The sequence below is a fragment of the Micromonospora coerulea genome (assembly GCF_016598485.1).
GTDB lineage: Bacteria > Actinomycetota > Actinomycetes > Mycobacteriales > Micromonosporaceae > Micromonospora > Micromonospora coerulea.
The window spans coordinates 62,982-80,713 of sequence record NZ_JAEMUW010000025.1; the positions used below are offsets into that span (position 1 = coordinate 62,982).

Genomic DNA, 17,732 nt, shown 5'->3' on the forward strand with positions numbered 1-17,732 from the left:
ACGGACGAGGGAGGGGGCCGGCGCTCGTGGCGCCGGCCCCCTTCTTTTCGTGACGCTCAGCGCTCGTCGGGGTTGTCCTCGTGCCCGCGCGGGTGCCGCCACCGCTCGCGCTCCGGCGGCCGGCGCTCCGCGCCCGGCTCGATCTCCTCGGGCGCGTCGGTCTCCTCGAAGCTCGGCCGCCGGATCTGCTCCGGCTCCGGCACCACCACCGGCCGCGCCCCGGACTGCGGCGCGGGATGGTGCTCGACGGCCTCGCGGGCGCCGTGCGCCCCCTCGGCGGCCGGCGACTCGGGGACGTGCGGCTCGAGGTGCAGCTCCTCGGCGAAGTGCTGCGGCGGCTTGGTGGTGCGCTGCGGCAGGTCCCGGCCGAGATCGGCGACGAGCTGGCCGTACTTCAGGTCGAAGGCGGGCCGCTCGGAGCGGATCCGGTGCATCCGGTCGAAGTTGCGCAGTGGGGGCGGGCAGGTGGTGGCCCACTCCAGCGAGTTGCCGAAGCCCCACGGGTCGTCGACGGAGACCAGCGTGCCGTACCGCCAGGACTTCCAGGCGTTGTAGATGAAGAACAGCGTGGAGACGCCCAGGATGAACGATCCGATGCTGGAGACGGTGTTGAGGACCGTGAAGCCGTCGCCGGGCAGGTAGTCGGCGTACCGGCGGGGCATGCCCTCGTTGCCCAGCCAGTGCTGGACCAGGAAGGTCGTGTGGAAGCCGACGAACATGGTCCAGAAGTGCACCTTGCCCAGGCGTTCGTCGAGCAGCCGCCCGGTCATCTTCGGGAACCAGAAGTAGACCCCGCCGAAGGCGGCGAAGACGATCGTGCCGAACAGCACGTAGTGGAAGTGCGCCACCACGAAGTACGTGTCGGTGACGTGGAAGTCGGCGGGCGGGCTGGCCAGCAGCACCCCGGTCAGGCCGCCGAGCAGGAAGGTGGTCAGGAAGCCGATGGCGAAGAGCATCGGCGTCTCGAAGGTGAGCTGCCCCTTCCACATGGTGCCGATCCAGTTGAAGAACTTCACCCCGGTCGGCACCGCGATCAGGTAGCTCACGATGCTGAAGAACGGCAGCAGCACCTGGCCGGTGGCGAACATGTGGTGCGCCCACACGGTCATCGACAGGATGGTGATCGCGATGGTGGCGAGCACGATACCGGTGTAGCCGAAGATCGGCTTGCGGGCGAACACCGGGATGATCTCGCTGACGATGCCGAAGAACGGCAGCGCCACGACGTACACCTCGGGATGGCCGAAGAACCAGAACAGATGCTGCCAGAGCATCGGCCCGCCGGTGGTCGGGTCGTAGACGTGCGACTGCAGGATCCGGTCCGACGCCAGTGCGAAGAGCGCCGCCGCCAGCAGCGGGAAGATGAAGATCACCAGCACGCTGGTGAGCAGCAGGTTCCAGGTGAAGATCGGCATCCGGAACATGGTCATCCCGGGGGCGCGCAGGGTCACGATGGTGGTGATCATGTTGACCGCGCCGAGGATCGTGCCCAGCCCGGAGAGGGCCAGCCCGACCACCCACATGTTTCCGCCGACCCCCGGGCTGTGCTGGGACAGGCTCAACGGGGTGTACGCGAACCAGCCGAAGTCCGCCGCGCCACTCGGGGTGAAGAAGCTGGCCATGAGTATCGACCCGCCGAACAGGTACATCCAGTACGCCAAGGCGTTCAGCCGGGGGAACGAGACGTCCGGGGCGCCGATCTGCAGCGGGACGATGTAGTTGCCGAAGGCGAAGACCAGCGGGGTGGCGAAGAACAGCAGCATGATCGTGCCGTGCATGGTGAAGAGCTGGTTGTACTGCTCGGGCGAGAGGAACTGCAGCCCCGGGCGGCCCAGTTCGGCCCGCAGCAGCAGCGCCATCACGCCGCCGATCAGGAAGAACAGGAACGAGGTGTAGAGGTACAGCAGACCGATCTGCTTGGCGTCGGTCGTGCCGAGCAGTTTGATCAGATGGTTGCCGGGCAGCGCGCTACGGACCGGACCCGGATAGCCGCCGAACCTGGCCGGCGCGAGAACCGCCGGTCCCCGGTCTCGTGGCGGCTCAGTGACTACCCGCTTGGCCATATTTCTCACCCCGTCGTGACGACAGAAAGGACGGGCACGCCTACCCGGCCCTCTGCCCATGAAACCAGGCGAGAGCGGAAAATTCGGTCAGTTCGCCGGTAGCATCGCCCAGACGACCTTGCCGTCGCCGGTCGGCGCGCTGCCCCAACGCTGGGTCAGCTCGCGGACCAGCATCAGGCCGCGGCCACCCTCGGCCCGCGCGTCCCGCCCGGTCACCGCCCGGGCCGCCCTGCGGCTGCCGTCGGCGACGGCGACCTGCAGGTACGGGCGGCGCAGCGTCACCGTCACCTGCATCGGCGTGCCGGCGTGCCGGACCACGTTGGCCACCAGCTCGGTCAGCACCAGCGAGGCCGGGCCGGTCAGCTCGGGGATGTTCCACCGCCCGCAGGCGTCGGCGACCAGCTCGCGGGCCCGCCGGCAGGCCTCGGCGACCGGCTCCAGCCGGGCCCGCAGCCGGGGCGCCGCCGCCGCGCCGGCCAGTGCGGTGGCCTCCGCGCAGTCCGGCCGGACCGGCACCACGCGGTACGCGGTGGTCTCGGCGAGCCACGCTGCCGCGTCCGGTGGCGGAGCGCAGAGCACCATCGGCACCGCGGGCCAGTCGGCGGCCCGCCGCGCGGCGGCCGCGAAGACCGACAGCGCCAGCGGATCGGCGACCTCGACCTCGGTCAGGTCGACCACGAGCGCGTCGGGCTGGGCGGTGAGGCAACGGTCGAGCACGGTGTGCACCGCGCGCATGGTGGCCAGATCGAGCGCGCCGGCGAGCCGGACGAGGGTGACCGGCGACTCGTCGCGGACCTCGCAGCTGATCCGGGTCGGCATGGTGCCCTCGTTTCCGTCTGTCGCGAACCTGCGAACTACCCGTCGCCCGGCCCGGCCAAACCGGACCAGCCGCCCATTCGGGACTGCTCAGCGGCGACGATTCGGGTGACCCGCGGGGCCGCGCGGCGCGAGGGAGCAGGCGGAGCGGTTCCCGCCGGTCCGGGGTGGGCGGTCAGCGGCGGCGGTTCAGGTGCCGGGTGGTGAGCAGGCCGAGGGCGATCATGCCCACCCCGAGCCCGAGGTGCAGCCAGTTGTCGGCGCCGTTGAGCGGGATGAAGTTGGCCCCGCTGTCGTAGTCGACCACCACGCCGTAGAGCCAGAGCACGAGGTAGATCGGGCCGCCGCCGATCAGGAACGTGCGGGCCGCGGAGACGGTGCGCGCCAGTGCCAGGCCGGCCACGCCGAAGAGCAGGTGCACGATGTTGTGCAGCACGGACACCTGGAACAGCCCGAGCAGCTTGGCCTCGGACTGGTGGCCGGCGAAGGACAGGTCGTCGAAGCTGCTGGTGATGCCGGGGACGAAGCCGAGTACGCCGATGACCAGGAAGACCACCCCGACGGTGGCCGCGACCCGGCGTACCGGCGCCCGGCCGTCCGCGGGGTTGCGTCGCCCGCGGGAGTGCGCCATCGAGTTGGTCATGTCGGTCTCCTTCACCGGACAAGGGACCGGGCGGCATTCCCGCCGCCACCGGTGACAAACGCCCACCCGACCCGTGCGCAAAAGGCGGCCGGGCCGGGTGGTCGGCGTCGGGTCAGGCCGGTTGCAGCGGGCGGGCGCCGAGCCGGACCCGCTCGTACAGGCCCACGTACTTCTCCGCCATCACCGCCGGGGTGAACCGGGCGACCGCCTCGCGGCGGCACTCGTCGGGATCCAGCAGCTCCGCGGCCAGCACCAGCTCGCCCAGCTCCTCCTCGTCGGAGGTGAGCAGCCCGGTGCGCCCGTGCTCGATCAGCTCGGGCAGGCAGCCGCGCGCGGTGGAGACCACCGGCGTACCGAGGGCGAGGGACTCGACCACGGCGGTGCCGCCGGGCTCCTCCCAGCGCAGCGGGAAGAGCGAGGCGCGGGCCCCGGCGAGCAGGTCGTCGCGCTCCCGACCGGCGACGGTGCCGACCCAGCGGACCAGGTCGCCGTCGACGTGCGGGGCGACGTGCTCGTAGAAGAACCGCACGTCGGGGTTCTGCCGGGCCTCGTCACCGGCCGCCGCCAGGTCCTCCGGCCGGTGGTACGGCCCGACCGGCCCGGCCAGCACCAGCGGGAAGCCGACCTGCTGGGCGAGCCGGGCGCCCAGGTCCTGGCCCTTGCCCGGGTTGATCCGGCCCAGGATGATCAGGTAGTCGCCCTTGTCCACCCGGGGGCGGCGGTCCGCGTCCACGGCCAGCGGGGTGGACAGGTGCACGTGCCCCACCGAGTGGTCCCGCAGCGCCTGCGGCGCCCGGGCCAGCTGCGAGGCGGAGACGCCGTTGACCCGGACCCGGTCGCCGCCGTCCAGGTTGCCGTACAGCTCCGGGTGCTTCGCCAGGTCCCAGTGCAGGGTGTGCAGCGCCGGCGGGGCGTCCGGGCCCATCGCGGTCATGGTGGCCAGCCCGACCGCCTCCACGTGGTCGTGGACCAGGTCGATGTCGTCGCGGTGCTGCAGCGCCCGCACCACCCCGTTGAGGTGTGCCTGGGAGACCCCGCAGACCTGGTTGTACGGCCGTTGCAGGGCGTGGAACTGCCCGTCCGGGAAGACGGAGATCTTCTCGTCGACCGCCAGGGTGCTGGTCTCCACGGAGGCCAGCACCACGCGTACGCCGAGGCGGCGCAGCTCGGGCACGAGGGTGGCCACCACGTTCTCGATCCCGCCGTAGCCGGGGGGCGGCACCGACAACCAGGGGCCGGCGTTCATCAGGACGGTGAGACTCATGGTGTCGGGATCCTTCCCTCGGCGGCGCCCCCGTCGGCCCTCCGCGTGCCAGCGACCGGCCCCGTGGGCCGGCCGTCAACGCTGTGCGCCGGTCCGCGGGACCGGTGTTCGCCACCCTCGACCGGTGGCCTCACGCCGCCACCCGCCGCCGGGGCACCCGGTGCCGCAGCTGGGCCAGCGGCGGGCGCTCCTCGACCGAGACGTCGTTGACCACGATCTCGCGGTCCAGGTTGGGCAGCGCGTCGGAGCCGCCCCGCCGGAACTGGGTGAGCAGCGCCGCCGGCGTGGTGCCCGGGCTGGCCCAGCCACGGCGTTGCAGCCGGGACCAGGCGGTCAGCATGATCTGGGCGGACATCCGGCCCAGCGCGGCGGTGTCCTGGTGGCGGTGCTTGCGCTCACCCAGGTCCACCTGGGCCAGCGCGTCGAGACCGACCAGCTCCAGCAGGTCGATCAGCATCGCCGTCTCCACGCCGTAGCCGGACACGAACGGCACCCGTTCGAGCACCTCCCGGCGGCCCGCGTACTCGCCCGCGAGGGGCTGCACGAAGCCCGCCAGCTCCGGCCAGAAGAGGTTGAGCAGCGGCCGGGCCATCAGCTCGGTCACCCGGCCCCCGCCGTCGGCCTCCACGCTGGTCGCGCCGACCAGCGGCCGGTGGTAGAAGCCCTTGACGAAGTCGACCGACGGATCAGTCAGCAACGGGCCGATCAGTCCGGTGACGAAGTGTGGCCGGAACTCGTGCAGGTCCGCGTCGACGAAGGCGACCACGTCCCCCTCGGCGGCGGCCAGGCCGGCCCAGAGCGCGTCGCCCTTGCCGGTCAGCTGGGGCAGCCCGCGGGTCATCGCGTCCTGGCTGACCACCTCGGCGCCGGCCGCCCGGGCCACCTGGGCGGTCCGGTCGGTGGACCGGGAGTCGACCACGATCAGCTCGTCGACCAGGGGCAGTCGGTCCATCAGATGCTGACGGATCGTCGACACGATCGCGCCGACGGTGGCCTCTTCGTTGCGGGCCGGCAGCACCACGCTGACCCGGCTGTCACCCTTGGCGCGCAGCAGGCGCCGAGCCGGCCAGTCCCCGGCCGACGTGGTCCGATAGGTGGCCCAGGCCTCCACCACCGGTGAGACGATCGCTTCTGTATCCCGCACAGGCACACCCCCAGGTTGTGGCGGAAACGCGGGAAGGGGTTTCCCAGTTCAGGCCCCGCGCTAACCGGATCATGCCTATCAGCTTGATCACGTCCCGGGCACCGGCCGGTTCCCGGCAGATGAACGTCTGATTGCGCCGCCCGGCGGGTTTGGTCGCGCTCCGGCAGGGGGAGTGCTCTCCGGGTAGGACGTGATGTCGTGGCGAGAGGGTCGATGGAATGCGGGCGTGCCGGGTGGGACTGGTCGGAGCCGGCGGGGTGGCGCAACGCCACGCCCGGGTGCTGAGCGGCTTCGAGGACGTGGAACTGGTCGGGGTGACCGATGTCGCTCGGGACGCGGCCGAGGCGCTGGCCGGGCCGCACGGTGCCCGGACCTTCGTCGACGTGGGGGAACTGCTCGCCGCGGGCCCGGACGCCGTGTACGTCTGCGTGCCCCCGTTCGCGCACGGGCCGGTCGAGGAGGCGGTCATCGCCGCCGGGGTGCCGATGTTCGTCGAGAAGCCGGTCGCGGTCGACCTGGAGACCGCCGAGCGGATCGCCGACCTGGTGGAACGACGGCAGCTGCTGACCGCCGTCGGCCACCACTGGCGCTACCTGCACGTGGTCGAACAGGCCCGGGAGCTGCTCGCCGACCGTCCGGTGCGGATGGTCAACGGCGCCTGGCTGGACAAGGTGCCGCCGGTGGCCTGGTGGGCCCGCCGGGACCGCTCCGGCGGGCCGGTGGTCGAGCAGGCCGCACACGTGCTCGACCTGGTCCGGGCGCTGGTCGGCGAGGCGACCGAGGTGACCGCGTACGGCGACGGCAACCCGCCGCCGGTCGACGGCGCCGACATCGACTCGGTGACCGCGGCGACGCTGCGGTTCGAGGGCGGCGCCGTCGGCACGCTCGCCGCGGCGTGCGTGCTGGGCTGGAAGCACCGGGCCGGCGTGGAGATCCTCGCCGACGGGCTGGCGCTGTCGCTGGCCGAGGACGGCCTGACCGTCTGCGACGGGGACGGCGAGCGGCACCTGCCCGCCGACCCCGACGGTGCCCGGGCGGCCGTCGACCGGGCCTTCGTCGACGCGGTCCGGGGGATCGGCGACGACGTCCGCGTGCCGTACGCGGAGGCGCTGCGCACCCAGCGGCTCGCGCTCGCGGTGGCCGAGTCGGCCCGTACCGGCCGCAGCGTGTCGCTGCCCACCGGCCCCGCCGCGCGGCCCCGGGCGGCCGTGGCCGACGCCGTGCCGGCGGGGGTGACCGTCGATGCGTGACCAGGTCGTGGTGGTCAGCGCGCCCGGGCGGGTGGAGCTGGTCGAGCAGGACGCCGCCGAGCTGCGCGACGGCACCTTCCGGGTGGAGACGCTCTACAGCGGCGTCTCCGCCGGCACCGAACTCAGCTACGTCAAGGGCACCAACCCCTACCTCAACGTCACCTGGAACGCCGACCTCGGCCTGTTCCAGCCCGGCGAGGCGAGCACCCCGTACCCGGTGACCCGGCTGGGCTACATGCAGGTGGGCCGGGTGGTGGAGAGCCGCACCCCGGCGATCGCGGTGGGCACGGTGGGCGCGATGACCTACGGGCACCGCACCCGGTACGTCGCCGACCCGGTCGCCGAACGCTTCGTGCCGCTGCCGGACGACCTCGACCCGCTGCTCGGTGTGTACGTCGCCCACATGGGCCCGATCTGCGCCAACGGGCTGCTGCACGCCGCCGCCGACCTGTGCGGCACCGACGTGCGCTCGCTCGGCGACGGGGTGCGCGGACGCCGGGTCGCGGTCGTCGGCAGCGGTGTCGTCGCGCTGCTCACCGCGCTGTTCGCCCGGCGGCACGGCGCCGCCTCGGTGGTGGTGCTGGACCCGACGCCGCAGCGGCGGGAGGTGGCCGAGGCGCTCGGCCTGGAGATCCTCGACCCGACCGCCGACGACCCGGCGGTGGTGCTCAAGACCCGGTGGAACCATGCCGCCGGTGACCGGGGCGCCGACGTGGTCTTCCAGTGCCGGGGCCAGGCGTGGGCCCTGCAGCTCGCGCTGCGCCTGCTGCGCCCGCAGGGCACCGTCATCGACCTGGCCTTCTACCAGGCCGGCGCGGACGAGGTCCGGCTCGGCGAGGAGTTCCACCACAACGGCCTGTCGCTGCGCTGCGCCCAGATCGGGCGGGTGCCCCGCGGACTGACTCCCACCTGGGACCGGGAACGGCTCTCCGCGGAGACCATCGAGCTGCTCCGGCAGTACGGCGACCTGATCCGCAAGCACCTCGTCTCGGCGGTGGTGCCGTTCGAGGAGGCGCCGGCGCTACTCACCGACCTGGCCGAGCGCCGCCGCTCCGAGCTCCAGGTGGTGCTCACCGGCTAGTGGCGGGTTGACGGCGGATAGCGTGCTGCCATGACCACCGAAGCCGCCCGCCCGGCGGGGCTCGCCGCCCTGCTGCCGTACCTGCGCGCCCATCGCGGCACCCTCGCCGTGGTGGGCGCGCTGTCGTTGGCCGGTGCCGGGGCGGCCCTGGCGCAGCCGCTGCTCACCCGGTTGGTGCTGGACCGGATCACCGCCGCCCGGCCGGTCGCGGGGCTGGTCGCCGTGCTGGTGCTGCTCGTGGTGGCCGGCGCGGCGGTCGGCGGGCTCCGCGACTACCTGCTGCAACGCACCGCCGAAGGGCTCGTGCTGGGCACCCGGCGCCGGCTCGCCGGGCACCTGCTGCGGCTGCCCATCGCCGAGTACGACCGCCGCCGCACCGGCGACCTGCTCTCCCGGGTCGGCTCGGACACCACCCTGCTGCGCGCCGTGGTCACCTCCGGCCTCTTCGAGACGGTCACCGGGGCGGTGATGGTGCTGGGCGCGGGGACGGCGATGCTGCTGCTGGACCCGCCGCTGTTCGGGGTGACCCTGGCCGCCGTCGGGGTCGGCATCGGCTTCGCGCTCACCGTGGCCCGCCGGGTCCGCGGGCTGGCCCGCCGGGCCCAGGAACGGGTCGGTGAGATGACCTCCGCCGTCGAGCGGGCCATCTCCGCCGCCCGCACCATCCGGGCCAGCCGGGCCGAGGCGCGGGAGGCCGACACGGTCGCCGCCAGCGCCGCCGGGGCGTACGCGGCCGGGCTCCGGGTCGCCCGGGTGCAGGCACTCGTCGGCCCGGCCAGCACGGTCACCATCCAGGGTGCGTTCCTGCTGGTGCTCGCGGTCGGCGGGGCCCGGGTGGCGGCCGGCGCGATCAGCGTCGGCGACCTGGTCGCCTTCGTGATGTTCCTGTTCTTCCTGGTGCTGCCGCTGGGGCAGGCGGTGCACGGCGTACACCCAGTTGCAGAGCGGGCTCGGCGCGCTCGCCCGGATCGAGGAGATCCTCGCCGTACCCGCGGAGGGGGCCGACGACCGGCGGGCCCGGCCGGTGGCGGCTCCGGCGGCCGGGCGGCCGCCCGCGATCGAGTTCGACCGGGTCGGCTTCGGCTACCCCGGCGGCCCGCCCGTGCTGCACGCGGTGAGCTTCACCGTCCCGGCCGGGACCCGGACCGCGCTGGTCGGCCCGTCCGGCGCCGGCAAGTCCACCCTGCTCGCCCTCGTCGAGCGCTTCTACGAGGTCACCGACGGCGCGCTGCGCCTCGACGGGACGGACCTGCGGGAGCTGCCCCGGGACGCGCTGCGGGCCCGGCTCGGCTACGTCGAGCAGGAGGCCCCGGTGCTGGCCGGGACGCTGCGGGACAACCTGCTGGATCACCGCGCCGGAGGCCACCGACGACGAGCTGCGGGCCGTGCTCGACGAGGTCAACCTGGGCCACCTGGCCGAGCGCACCGCCGAGGGGCTGGGCGTGCAGGTCGGCGAGGGCGGGGTGCTGCTCTCCGGCGGCGAACGGCAGCGCCTGGCCATCGCCCGCACACTGCTCGCCGGGCCGCCGGTGCTCCTGTTCGACGAGCCGACCAGCAACCTCGACGCCCGCAACGAGGCGGCGCTGCGCCGGGCCATCGACGCGGTGGCGGTCCGGCGCACCCTGCTGATCGTGGCGCACCGGCTCTCCACCGTCGTGGACGCCGACCAGATCGTGGTTCTCGACGGCGGCCGGGTGGTCGCCGTCGGCACCCACGACGAGCTGACCGGGACCAGCCCGCTCTACCGCGAGCTGGCCACCCACCAGCTGCTGGTGAGCTGACCGGACGCGTGGGTCGGCCCCGTCCGGTACCTTCCGGACGCTTTCCGCCCCGCTGTCGGACCTTCGCCGGGCGGCGTCCGCCCGGCCCGGGGCCCACCCGGTCGGCCACCGACATGCCGACCGGGGCACGGAAATTGCTCCGCGGTCGCGTACCGTTGCCGCTCATGGGTGTGTCGCAACGGGTGAAGAGCAGGTTCCGGCGGTTCCTCCAGCGGCCGGGAACCACGGTCGAGCTGGCCCCGCTGGAGAAGCTGCTGCCGGCTGTCGAGGCGCGCGAGGCGGAGCTGCAGGCGCTCGGCGACGCCGAGCTGACCGAGGCCGCCGGCGCCGCCACCGGGTACGAGGAGATCTGCGCGATCGGCCGCGAGGCCGCCCGGCGCGGGCTGGACCAGCGGCCGTACGACGTGCAGCTGCTCGGCGCGATGGCGCTGCTGTCCGGCAAGGTCGCCGAGATGGCCACCGGTGAGGGCAAGACGCTCACCGCCACCATCGCCGCGTACGGGCACGTGCGGATGGGCAACGGTCCGGTGCACGTGCTCACCGTCAACGACTACCTGGCCCGCCGCGACGCCGAGTGGATGGCGCCGGTCTACCGGCTGCTCGGGCTCACCGTCGGCTGGGTCAACGAGGCCTCCACCCCCGAGGAGCGGCGCGCCGCGTACGGCTGCGACGTCACCTACGTCTCGGTCAGCGAGGCCGGCTTCGACTACCTGCGCGACCAGCTCGTCACCGACCTCGACGACCGGGTCCAGCGGCCGCTGCGGACCGCGATCGTCGACGAGGCCGACTCCATCCTGATCGACGAGGCCCGGGTGCCGATGGTCCTCGCCGGCGCGGTCCCCGGCGAGCAGGACCCGGTGCACGCGGCCGCCGCGCTGGTGCGCGGGCTGCGCAGGGGCAAGCACTACACCGTGGCCGAGGACGGCCGCAGCGTCGCCTTCACCGCGGCCGGCCTGGCCACCGTCGAGGCCAAGCTCGGCGGTATCGACCTGTATGACGAGGAGCACGTCGCGCAGCTCTCCGCGGTGAACGTGGCGCTGCACGCCCAAGCCCTCCTGCACCGTGACGTCGACTACATCGTCCGGGACGGCTCGGTCGAGCTGATCGACGAGATGCGCGGCCGGGTGGCGCAGCGTCGCCGCTGGCCGGACGGCCTCCAGGCCGCCGTGGAGGCGAAGGAGGGGCTGGACGCGACCGCCGAGGGCGAGGTGCTCGGCACCATCGCCGTGCAGGCGTACATCGCGCTCTATCCGACGGTCTGCGGGATGACCGCGACCGCGGTGCTGGTCGGCGACCAGCTGCGGGAGTTCTTCGGCCTCGAGGTCGCGGTGATCCCGCCGAACACGCCGTGCGTCCGGGAGGACGAGCCGGACCGGATCTACGCGACCCGGGCCGAGAAGGAGGAGGCGCTGATCGACGAGATCAAGCGCTGCCACGAGCAGGGCCGGCCGGTGCTGGTCGGCACCCTGGACGTGAAGGAGTCCGAGGGGCTGGCCGCCGGCCTGCACGCCGCCGGGGTGCCCTGCGTGGTGCTCAACGCCAAGAACGACGACGAGGAGGCGGCGATCATCGCCGAGGCCGGCGCGTACGGCGCGGTGACCGTCTCCACCCAGATGGCCGGTCGGGGTGTCGACATCCGGCTCGGCGGCAGCGACCAGGTCGACCAGGAGCGGGTGGCCGAGCTGGGCGGCCTGTACGTGATCGGCAGCGGCCGGCACGACAGCCGCCGCGTCGACGACCAGCTGCGCGGCCGGGCCGGCCGCCAGGGCGACCCGGGCGGCTCGGTTTTCTTCGTCAGCCTGGAGGACGACCTGGTGGTCCGGCACGCCGGTGACGCCATCCCGCCGTCGCCCCGGATGAACGCCGACGGCCTGGTCACCGACCCGCAGGTCGACTACGCGGTGGAGCACGCCCAGCGGGTCGCCGAGGGCGTCAACCACGAGATCCACCGCAACACCTGGCGCTACAGCGTGGTGATCGAGCAGCAGCGCAAGGCGCTCGCCGAGCGCCGCGAGCGGCTGCTCACCAGCGACATCGCCGCGCTGATGCTGCTGGAGCGGGTGCCGGAGAAGGCCGGCGAGATGGACGAGGACCTGCTCGCCGACGCGGCCCGGTCGATCGCCCTCTACCACCTGGACCGACTCTGGGCCGACCACCTGGCCGAGCTCTCCGAGGTCCGGGAGGGCGTGCACCTGCGCGCGCTGGGCCGGCTCGACCCGCTCGACGAGTTCCACCGCAGCGCCGTGCCGGCGTTCAACGCCCTGGTTCCGGAGATCGAGACGCGGACCATCGCCACCTTCTCGGAGACCGAGTTCGACGAGGGCTGGGAGCCGGACGCCGCGAAGCTGGTCCGGCCGACCGCCACCTGGACGTACCTGGTGCACGACAACCCGTTCGGCTCGGAGCTGGACCGGCTGATCGCCTCCGTCGGGCGGCGGCTCATCTCCGGTTCCCACTGACCGTCGCAGGGGTTCCTGCCGGCGTGCGACCGCGCCGGAAGGGACCCCTTTGCGCGGTTTCGATCCCGGTTTGCGAGGGTAGTAGCCCGAGGCTTTCGAGTCAGGGAGAGGCGACGCATGGAACTGGCAATGGCGCCGGAGGGGAACACCGCGGGGCGGTGCCCGCGGGTGGCGGGGGCCGTGGCGCGGTGAACCTGAACACGCGGGAGCCCATGAGCGACAACCTCGGGGTGCTGGAGACGGCCGCCCTGCTGCGCGAGCTGACCGCCGGCCTGATCGGCATCACCGACTTCGACGAGGCCCTGACCGCGCTGGTGCGGATCGCCCGGGACGCCGTACCGGGGGTGGCGTGGTGCGGGTTCACCGCGCTGCGGGCCGGCGAGCCGGCCGGCGGGGCGGCCTCCGACCCTCGGCTGGCCGAGCTGGACGACCTGCGGCACGGCCCTGATTCGCCGGCGATGAGCGCCATCCGCTGCCGCGAGATGATCCTCGCGGAGGACCTGGCCGCGGAGTCGCGCTGGCCGGCCTGGACCGGGCGGGCCCGCCGTCTCGGCGTACGCGGGGTGATCTCCGCGCCGGTCGACGTGGACGAGCAGATGATCGGCGCGATGAACCTGTACGCCGGGTCGGCGGAGCCGCTGACCACCCGGCACCAGCTCACCGCGATGCTGCTCGCCGAGCACGCCGGGTTGCTCCTGGCCGCGGTCCGGGACCGGGCCCGGCAGGCGGCGGAGGTGGACCAGTTGGACACCACCCTGCTGGAGGAGGGGGTCGTCGGTCAGGCCATCGGCGTGATCATGACTCAGCGCGGCTGCCCGGCCCCGGAAGCGCTGGACGTGCTGCGCAGCGCCGCCGCCTCGTTGGACATACCGCTACGCGAGGTGGCCGAGCGGCTGGTGATCACGGTCTCCCGTCCTCGGGAGAGCTGAGGAACGTTCGTTTCGCCCCATTGGCGCCCGGGTAGCACTCTGAGCTGGCGAGTCGCGCCGATCCTGGGGAGGAACCGATGGAGAGCCGACTGCGGGTGCAGGGCCATCCCATCCAACCGATGCTGGTGACGTTCCCGTTGGGGCTCTTCGTCAGCGCCGCCGTGTTCGACCTGGCCGACGTGGCCGGCGGCCCGGCCTTCCTCGGCGAGGTGGGCTACTGGAGCGCCGTCGCCGCGCTGGTCTCGGCCGCCCTCGCCGCCGTCGCCGGCATGGTAGACCTGTGGGACGTCCGGGCCGGCCGCACGCGTCGCACCGCGATCATGTTCAACCTGGTCAACGCCGTGATGGCGGCGCTGTTCCTGCTCACCTGCCTGATCCGGTCCCACTCGCCGGAGCGAGGCGCCACCGGCGTGCTGCTGGTCACCGAACTGGTCGCCCTCGCCGTCGGCGGGGTCGGGGTGCGGCTCGGCGCCCGGCTGATGCGGCAATTCGACCGGGGCCGGATGGAGGCGAGCGGGTTCGAGGCGCTGGGCCCCGTCGGCGGGTCCACCGTTGAGATCGTCCGCCCGCCGGCCTGACCGGGACCGCGCCGCCCGACCGGGAGCCGCGGGTGGCCCAGCGGACGCGAGTGGGCGGGGAAACTCGTTGCCGGGTGCCGGCCAGTGGCGGCAGGCTGGCCCGATGCATGCCGAGCGGGACTTCGAGGAGCTGATCGCCGAGGGGGCCGGCGTACCGGTCGACGGCTGGGACTTTTCCTGGCTGGCCGGGCGGGCCACCGAGGAACGGCCGCCGTGGGGCTATGCCCGGCTGGTCGGGGCCCGGATGGCCACGGTCGCGGCCGCGCTGGACATCGACACCGGCGGGGGAGAGGTGCTCGCCGGGACGCCCGTCCCGCCGCCGCTGCTGGTCGCCACCGAGGCCTGGCCGCCGAACGTCGAGGTCGCCCGCCGTACGCTGCGCCGGGTCGGCGGCACCGTGGTCCGGGTGGCGGAGCGGCCCCCGCTGCCGTTCCGCGACGACTCGTTCGACCTGGTGACCAGCCGGCACCCGGTGGACACCTGGTGGGACGAGATCGCCCGGGTGCTGCGGCCCGGTGGCGGTTACCTGTCGCAGCAGATCGGCGCGGGCACCGTCCGGGAGCTGAGCGAGGCGATCCTCGGCCCGCTGCCGCCGCCGGCCAGCCGCCACCCGGAGCAGGCGGTCGCCGCCGCCAGGGCCGCCGGACTGGAGGTCGTCGACCTGCGTACGGCCACCCTGCGGACGGTCTTCCACGACATCGCCGCGGTGGTCCGCTTCCTGCGCAAGGTGATCTGGACCGTGCCCGGCTTCACCGTGGACCGGTACCGCGACGAGTTGCGCCGCCTGCACGACCGGATCCGCGCCGAGGGCCCCTTCGTCGCCCACGCCCGACGCTTCCTCATCGACGCCCGCAAACCCTGACCCGCCTCCGGCCGCCGTGCCACCGAGGGGCGGGCCGGGCGGAGTCAGTGGGCGGTGGCGTGGTGGGCGGCGAGGACGTCCGCGCCGAAATCACTGGCCGGGCGGCGCAGGACGGTGTGCGCGTGGTTGCCGTCGTCGGTGGTGTTGTCGTACTCGATCAGCAGGTCGTCGGCCTGGATCCGGTAGTAGTGCCGCTGGCCCGGCCGGGTCGGGCCGGCCCAGGCGAAGTGCAGCTCACCGCCGTCCAGCCGGCCGGCCTCGCGGGCGGCCAGCTCCGGCGGCAGCCGGTCGAGGTAGAGGGCGACGAGTTGGTCGAGCAGCGCCCGGCCGGTCGGGGTGAGCCGGTCGCGGGGCACCCCGAGCGGGTCGAGCCGGCCCGGGGCGGTCGGCCGGGTGGCGCTGATGATATCGGCGGGCGCCTCGTCGGCGACGATCGCCGCGGCCCGTCCCGCCGGGCCGAGCGCGTCCAGCAGCTCGCGGGCCAGGTCCTCTTCGACGGCGAGCGGTCGGGAGACCGGCCGGCCCGCGTGCCGGACGGTGGCCGGGTTGGCGCCGAAGAACAGCGGCGCCGAGGAGACCTGGTCGTCGACCACGGTCATACTCACCGAGAGGTGGTGCCCCTCGATCCGCCAGCCCCAGCGGTCGTCGGCGGCCGGGTCGCCGAAGACGGCCACCCAGTAGTCGCCGCTGTGCCGGCCGCGCCGCCAGTCCTCCGCCCGATCGAGCACCTCCTCGAGGGCGACGATCGCCATCGCCTGCGCGTACGCCGGGGGGCTCAGCGCGGTCGCGAGCAGCCGGTGCGCCGCCTTGCGGGCCGCCACGTCCAGGTCGGCCAGCGGCACGCCGGGCCGGGGCCGGGGCCGGTACTCCAGCCACCGCCGGGCCGACTCGTCGTCGAAGGCGTGCCGGGCGCGCCGCCTGCCCGGCTCGTCGAGCGCCGCCAGCAGGGCGTCGGCCGCGGCGCGCATCTGCTCGGGTACGGGATCCTCCACCGACCCTGTATACCGCCCCGCCGGCCGGCGCACCGGCCGGTGGCTCAGCTCCGCCCGAGCGCCGCCAGCATCTCCGGCAGGTCGAAGAAGCGGGCGATGTCCACCGCCGACGGGCTGCCCAGGTTGACCGGCAGCCCCGCGTCGACCTGTCCGGCCAGTTCCTCGGTCATCCCGCCGCGCGCCAGGTCGAACATCCGGTGCGCGAAGGCGAGAGTCTCCGCGTCGGTGTCGTCGGTCATCCGTCCAGGTTGGTGGGATCCCGGCCGGGCGCGCCTGATAGCTTGCCAGCCCGGCAGGGGAGGGGTGGATGGACGATTCGGTGTACGTCGGCAACGCGGGGGTGGACGGCGCCACCGACGCGGGCTGGCTGCTCGGTCACTTCAAGCCGCCGGGGGACGTCCGGCACAGCACCGAGGTCGAGGTCAAGTGGGGGGTGCACCCGGCGGGGGAGACCCGCTCGCAATGGGCCACCGGTGAGCGGCGGACGGCGCTGCTGGTGCTGATCAGCGGGCGGTTCCGGGTGGAGCTGCCGGACCGCACAGTGGTGCTCGGCACGCCCGGCGACTACGTGGTGTGGGGACGGGGCGTGGACCACTCCTGGTACGCGGAGCGGGAGTCGGTGGTGCTGACGGTGCGCTGGCCGTCGGTGCCGGGGTATCGGGTGGACCCCCCGCTGGTCCGCTGACCGGATCGGGGGTCACCGCCGCCTCCCAGCATGCGGTATTGCCTACTAAACCTATAGGCTTTGCCTTCTATAGTGACGGAACACGTTCCGCTCCGCGCCGGAAGGACGATCCGCCCATGACCAGCAGTCACCCGCCGGACCTGCTCGCCGTCGCCGCCCGGTACGCGGACCCCACCGGCTGGCCGGTCCCGCTGCGCTTCGACCGGGCGCAGCGGTGGTACGCCCGGCTCGCGGCCGGCCCCGACCACGAGGTCTGGGCGCTGAGCTGGCTGCCCGGCCAGGGCACCGACCTGCACGACCACGGCGGCTCCGCCGGCGGCTTCCTGGTCGTCGCCGGCACCCTCACCGAGCAGACCGTCAGTGGCGGCCGACTGCGGCCGCACCGGCTCGCCACCGGCGCCGGCCGGCGCTTCGGCGCGCGGCACGTGCACGTCGTCACCAACCGGGGTGACCAGCCGGCGGTCAGCGTGCACGTCTACCGCCCCGCGCTGCGCCGGATGACCCGGTACCGGCTCCTCGACGGCCACCTCCGGATCGCCGAGGTCGCCGAGGCCGGCGTCGCCTGGTGACCGCCCACCACCCCGAACCGTCCGCCGCCGCCCACCGTCCGAAGCCCCCGGCCGCCGCCCGGTCATGGAAGGACCCGACGATGCCACCGACCCAGACCCGCACCGACAGCTGTCCGGCAGCGCCCGCCGACTCCCGGGGTATCGAGGAGATCCTCGCCGACGCCCGCGCCCGGCTGCGCCGGCTCGACCCCGAGCAGGCCCACCTCGCGTACCGGTCGGGGGCGCTGCTGGTCGACATCCGGCCGGCTGGCCAGCGCGCCGCGCACGGCACCGTACCCGGCTCCCTCGCCGTCGAACGCAACGTGCTCGAGTGGCGGTTCGACCCGCGCTGCCCGGCCCGGCTGCCCCAGGCCGTCGGCTACGACCTGCCGGTGGTGATCCTCTGCCAGGAGGGCTACACCTCCTCGCTGGCCGCCGCCGCCCTCCAGGATCTCGGCCTGCACCGGGCCACCGACGTGGTCGGCGGGTTCGCCGCCTGGCGCATCGCCGGTCTGCCCACGCTCGGCCCCACCCCGCCGCACCGCCCCTCGTCCGCCGCGCCCCCGGTCACCGCCGGCCGGGCGCACCGCTGACCGCCGCGCCGTCCCCGGCGTGGCGGGCGCGACCGCCAGCTCAG

The 17,732-nt window shown here is 74.0% G+C and carries 17 protein-coding genes and 2 pseudogenes; 12 read left to right on the plus strand and 7 right to left on the minus strand.

Annotation, left to right across the window (positions count from 1 at the left end):
* Positions 1-56: 56 nt before the first annotated feature.
* From ctaD to I8N68_RS26310, 5 genes are all read right to left on the minus strand, one after another.
* The gene (ctaD, locus tag I8N68_RS26290; RefSeq protein WP_200215174.1) at positions 57-2,063 is read right to left on the minus strand and encodes an aa3-type cytochrome oxidase subunit I; all 2,007 of its coding nucleotides are present in this window, start codon (positions 2,061-2,063) and stop codon (positions 57-59) included.
* Positions 2,064-2,150: 87 nt separating this feature from the next.
* Positions 2,151-2,882 carry an ATP-binding protein gene (locus tag I8N68_RS26295; protein WP_200215175.1) on the minus strand — a complete coding sequence of 244 codons (732 nt, stop codon included), beginning with the start codon at positions 2,880-2,882 and terminating at the stop codon, positions 2,151-2,153.
* Positions 2,883-3,054: 172 nt separating this feature from the next.
* Positions 3,055-3,522: a DUF4383 domain-containing protein gene (locus I8N68_RS26300; protein WP_200215176.1), complete on the minus strand. Its 468-nt coding sequence runs from the start codon at positions 3,520-3,522 to the stop codon at positions 3,055-3,057.
* Between the two features lie 112 nt (positions 3,523-3,634).
* Positions 3,635-4,786 carry a glycosyltransferase gene (locus I8N68_RS26305; RefSeq protein WP_200215177.1) on the minus strand — a complete coding sequence of 384 codons (1,152 nt, stop codon included), beginning with the start codon at positions 4,784-4,786 and terminating at the stop codon, positions 3,635-3,637.
* 130 nt (positions 4,787-4,916) lie between these two features.
* Complete coding sequence (locus I8N68_RS26310) at positions 4,917-5,897, minus strand: glucosyl-3-phosphoglycerate synthase (protein ID WP_307812983.1); 981 nt, start codon at positions 5,895-5,897, stop codon at positions 4,917-4,919.
* A gap of 251 nt (positions 5,898-6,148) precedes the next feature.
* On the opposite strand from I8N68_RS26310, the gene I8N68_RS26315 reads away from it, so the two are divergent.
* The 9 genes and pseudogenes from I8N68_RS26315 (at position 6,149) to I8N68_RS26345 (ending at position 14,870) form a co-directional block, all read left to right on the plus strand.
* Complete coding sequence (locus tag I8N68_RS26315) at positions 6,149-7,180, plus strand: Gfo/Idh/MocA family protein (RefSeq protein WP_200215179.1); 1,032 nt, start codon at positions 6,149-6,151, stop codon at positions 7,178-7,180.
* Positions 7,173-8,261 carry a zinc-dependent alcohol dehydrogenase gene (locus I8N68_RS26320; protein ID WP_200215180.1) on the plus strand — a complete coding sequence of 363 codons (1,089 nt, stop codon included), beginning with the start codon at positions 7,173-7,175 and terminating at the stop codon, positions 8,259-8,261. Before I8N68_RS26315 ends, I8N68_RS26320 begins: the two co-directional genes overlap by 8 nt.
* Positions 8,262-8,291: 30 nt before the next feature.
* Positions 8,292-9,107 (plus strand): annotated as a pseudogene (locus I8N68_RS33185) (ABC transporter ATP-binding protein); the annotation flags it as partial.
* Positions 9,108-9,375: 268 nt separating this feature from the next.
* A pseudogene (locus I8N68_RS34035) lies at positions 9,376-9,552 on the plus strand (ATP-binding cassette domain-containing protein); the annotation flags it as partial.
* Positions 9,553-9,646: 94 nt separating this feature from the next.
* The gene (locus tag I8N68_RS33735) at positions 9,647-10,042 is read left to right on the plus strand and encodes an ATP-binding cassette domain-containing protein (protein ID WP_307812984.1); all 396 of its coding nucleotides are present in this window, start codon (positions 9,647-9,649) and stop codon (positions 10,040-10,042) included.
* Between the two features lie 164 nt (positions 10,043-10,206).
* Positions 10,207-12,501: an accessory Sec system translocase SecA2 gene (secA2, locus tag I8N68_RS26330; protein WP_200215181.1), complete on the plus strand. Its 2,295-nt coding sequence runs from the start codon at positions 10,207-10,209 to the stop codon at positions 12,499-12,501.
* Between the two features lie 188 nt (positions 12,502-12,689).
* Positions 12,690-13,430 carry a GAF and ANTAR domain-containing protein gene (locus tag I8N68_RS26335; protein WP_200215182.1) on the plus strand — a complete coding sequence of 247 codons (741 nt, stop codon included), beginning with the start codon at positions 12,690-12,692 and terminating at the stop codon, positions 13,428-13,430.
* Between the two features lie 77 nt (positions 13,431-13,507).
* Complete coding sequence (locus I8N68_RS26340; RefSeq protein ID WP_200215183.1) at positions 13,508-14,008, plus strand: DUF2231 domain-containing protein; 501 nt, start codon at positions 13,508-13,510, stop codon at positions 14,006-14,008.
* Between the two features lie 103 nt (positions 14,009-14,111).
* Positions 14,112-14,870 (plus strand): class I SAM-dependent methyltransferase, encoded by a 759-nt coding sequence (locus tag I8N68_RS26345; RefSeq protein WP_200215184.1) that lies wholly within the window; start codon positions 14,112-14,114, stop codon positions 14,868-14,870.
* Positions 14,871-14,914: 44 nt separating this feature from the next.
* Here I8N68_RS26345 and I8N68_RS26350 read toward each other — a convergent pair whose 3' ends face one another.
* Both I8N68_RS26350 and I8N68_RS26355 read right to left on the minus strand, forming a co-directional pair.
* The gene (locus tag I8N68_RS26350) at positions 14,915-15,838 is read right to left on the minus strand and encodes a DUF3500 domain-containing protein (protein ID WP_234040635.1); all 924 of its coding nucleotides are present in this window, start codon (positions 15,836-15,838) and stop codon (positions 14,915-14,917) included.
* Positions 15,839-15,906: 68 nt separating this feature from the next.
* On the minus strand, positions 15,907-16,101 hold the full coding sequence (locus tag I8N68_RS26355) for a hypothetical protein (RefSeq protein WP_200215186.1): 195 nt from the start codon (positions 16,099-16,101) through the stop codon (positions 15,907-15,909).
* Between the two features lie 68 nt (positions 16,102-16,169).
* Between I8N68_RS26355 and I8N68_RS26360 the strand changes: the two genes are divergently transcribed.
* The 3 genes from I8N68_RS26360 (at position 16,170) to I8N68_RS26370 (ending at position 17,688) form a co-directional block, all read left to right on the plus strand.
* Complete coding sequence (locus I8N68_RS26360; RefSeq protein WP_200215187.1) at positions 16,170-16,547, plus strand: cupin domain-containing protein; 378 nt, start codon at positions 16,170-16,172, stop codon at positions 16,545-16,547.
* A gap of 116 nt (positions 16,548-16,663) precedes the next feature.
* Positions 16,664-17,116, plus strand: coding sequence for a cysteine dioxygenase (locus I8N68_RS26365; RefSeq protein WP_200215188.1), 453 nt, complete (start codon positions 16,664-16,666; stop codon positions 17,114-17,116).
* Between the two features lie 80 nt (positions 17,117-17,196).
* Positions 17,197-17,688, plus strand: coding sequence for a rhodanese-like domain-containing protein (locus I8N68_RS26370; RefSeq protein WP_200215189.1), 492 nt, complete (start codon positions 17,197-17,199; stop codon positions 17,686-17,688).
* Positions 17,689-17,732 lie beyond the last annotated feature (44 nt).

Bases quoted from the DNA above. Each gene is read 5' to 3' on its own strand.
- ctaD (WP_200215174.1), bottom strand. From the start codon at position 2,063: ATGGCCAAGCGGGTAGTCACTGAGCCGCCACGAGACCGGGGACCGGCG.
- I8N68_RS26295 (WP_200215175.1), bottom strand. From the start codon at position 2,882: ATGCCGACCCGGATCAGCTGCGAGGTCCGCGACGAGTCGCCGGTCACC.
- I8N68_RS26300 (WP_200215176.1), bottom strand. From the start codon at position 3,522: ATGACCAACTCGATGGCGCACTCCCGCGGGCGACGCAACCCCGCGGAC.
- I8N68_RS26305 (WP_200215177.1), bottom strand. From the start codon at position 4,786: ATGAGTCTCACCGTCCTGATGAACGCCGGCCCCTGGTTGTCGGTGCCG.
- I8N68_RS26315 (WP_200215179.1), top strand. From the start codon at position 6,149: ATGCGGGCGTGCCGGGTGGGACTGGTCGGAGCCGGCGGGGTGGCGCAA.
- I8N68_RS26320 (WP_200215180.1), top strand. From the start codon at position 7,173: ATGCGTGACCAGGTCGTGGTGGTCAGCGCGCCCGGGCGGGTGGAGCTG.
- secA2 (WP_200215181.1), top strand. From the start codon at position 10,207: ATGGGTGTGTCGCAACGGGTGAAGAGCAGGTTCCGGCGGTTCCTCCAG.
- I8N68_RS26340 (WP_200215183.1), top strand. From the start codon at position 13,508: ATGGAGAGCCGACTGCGGGTGCAGGGCCATCCCATCCAACCGATGCTG.
- I8N68_RS26345 (WP_200215184.1), top strand. From the start codon at position 14,112: ATGCATGCCGAGCGGGACTTCGAGGAGCTGATCGCCGAGGGGGCCGGC.
- I8N68_RS26350 (WP_234040635.1), bottom strand. From the start codon at position 15,838: ATGCGCGCCGCGGCCGACGCCCTGCTGGCGGCGCTCGACGAGCCGGGC.
- I8N68_RS26355 (WP_200215186.1), bottom strand. From the start codon at position 16,101: ATGACCGACGACACCGACGCGGAGACTCTCGCCTTCGCGCACCGGATG.
- I8N68_RS26360 (WP_200215187.1), top strand. From the start codon at position 16,170: ATGGACGATTCGGTGTACGTCGGCAACGCGGGGGTGGACGGCGCCACC.
- I8N68_RS26365 (WP_200215188.1), top strand. From the start codon at position 16,664: ATGACCAGCAGTCACCCGCCGGACCTGCTCGCCGTCGCCGCCCGGTAC.
- I8N68_RS26370 (WP_200215189.1), top strand. From the start codon at position 17,197: ATGCCACCGACCCAGACCCGCACCGACAGCTGTCCGGCAGCGCCCGCC.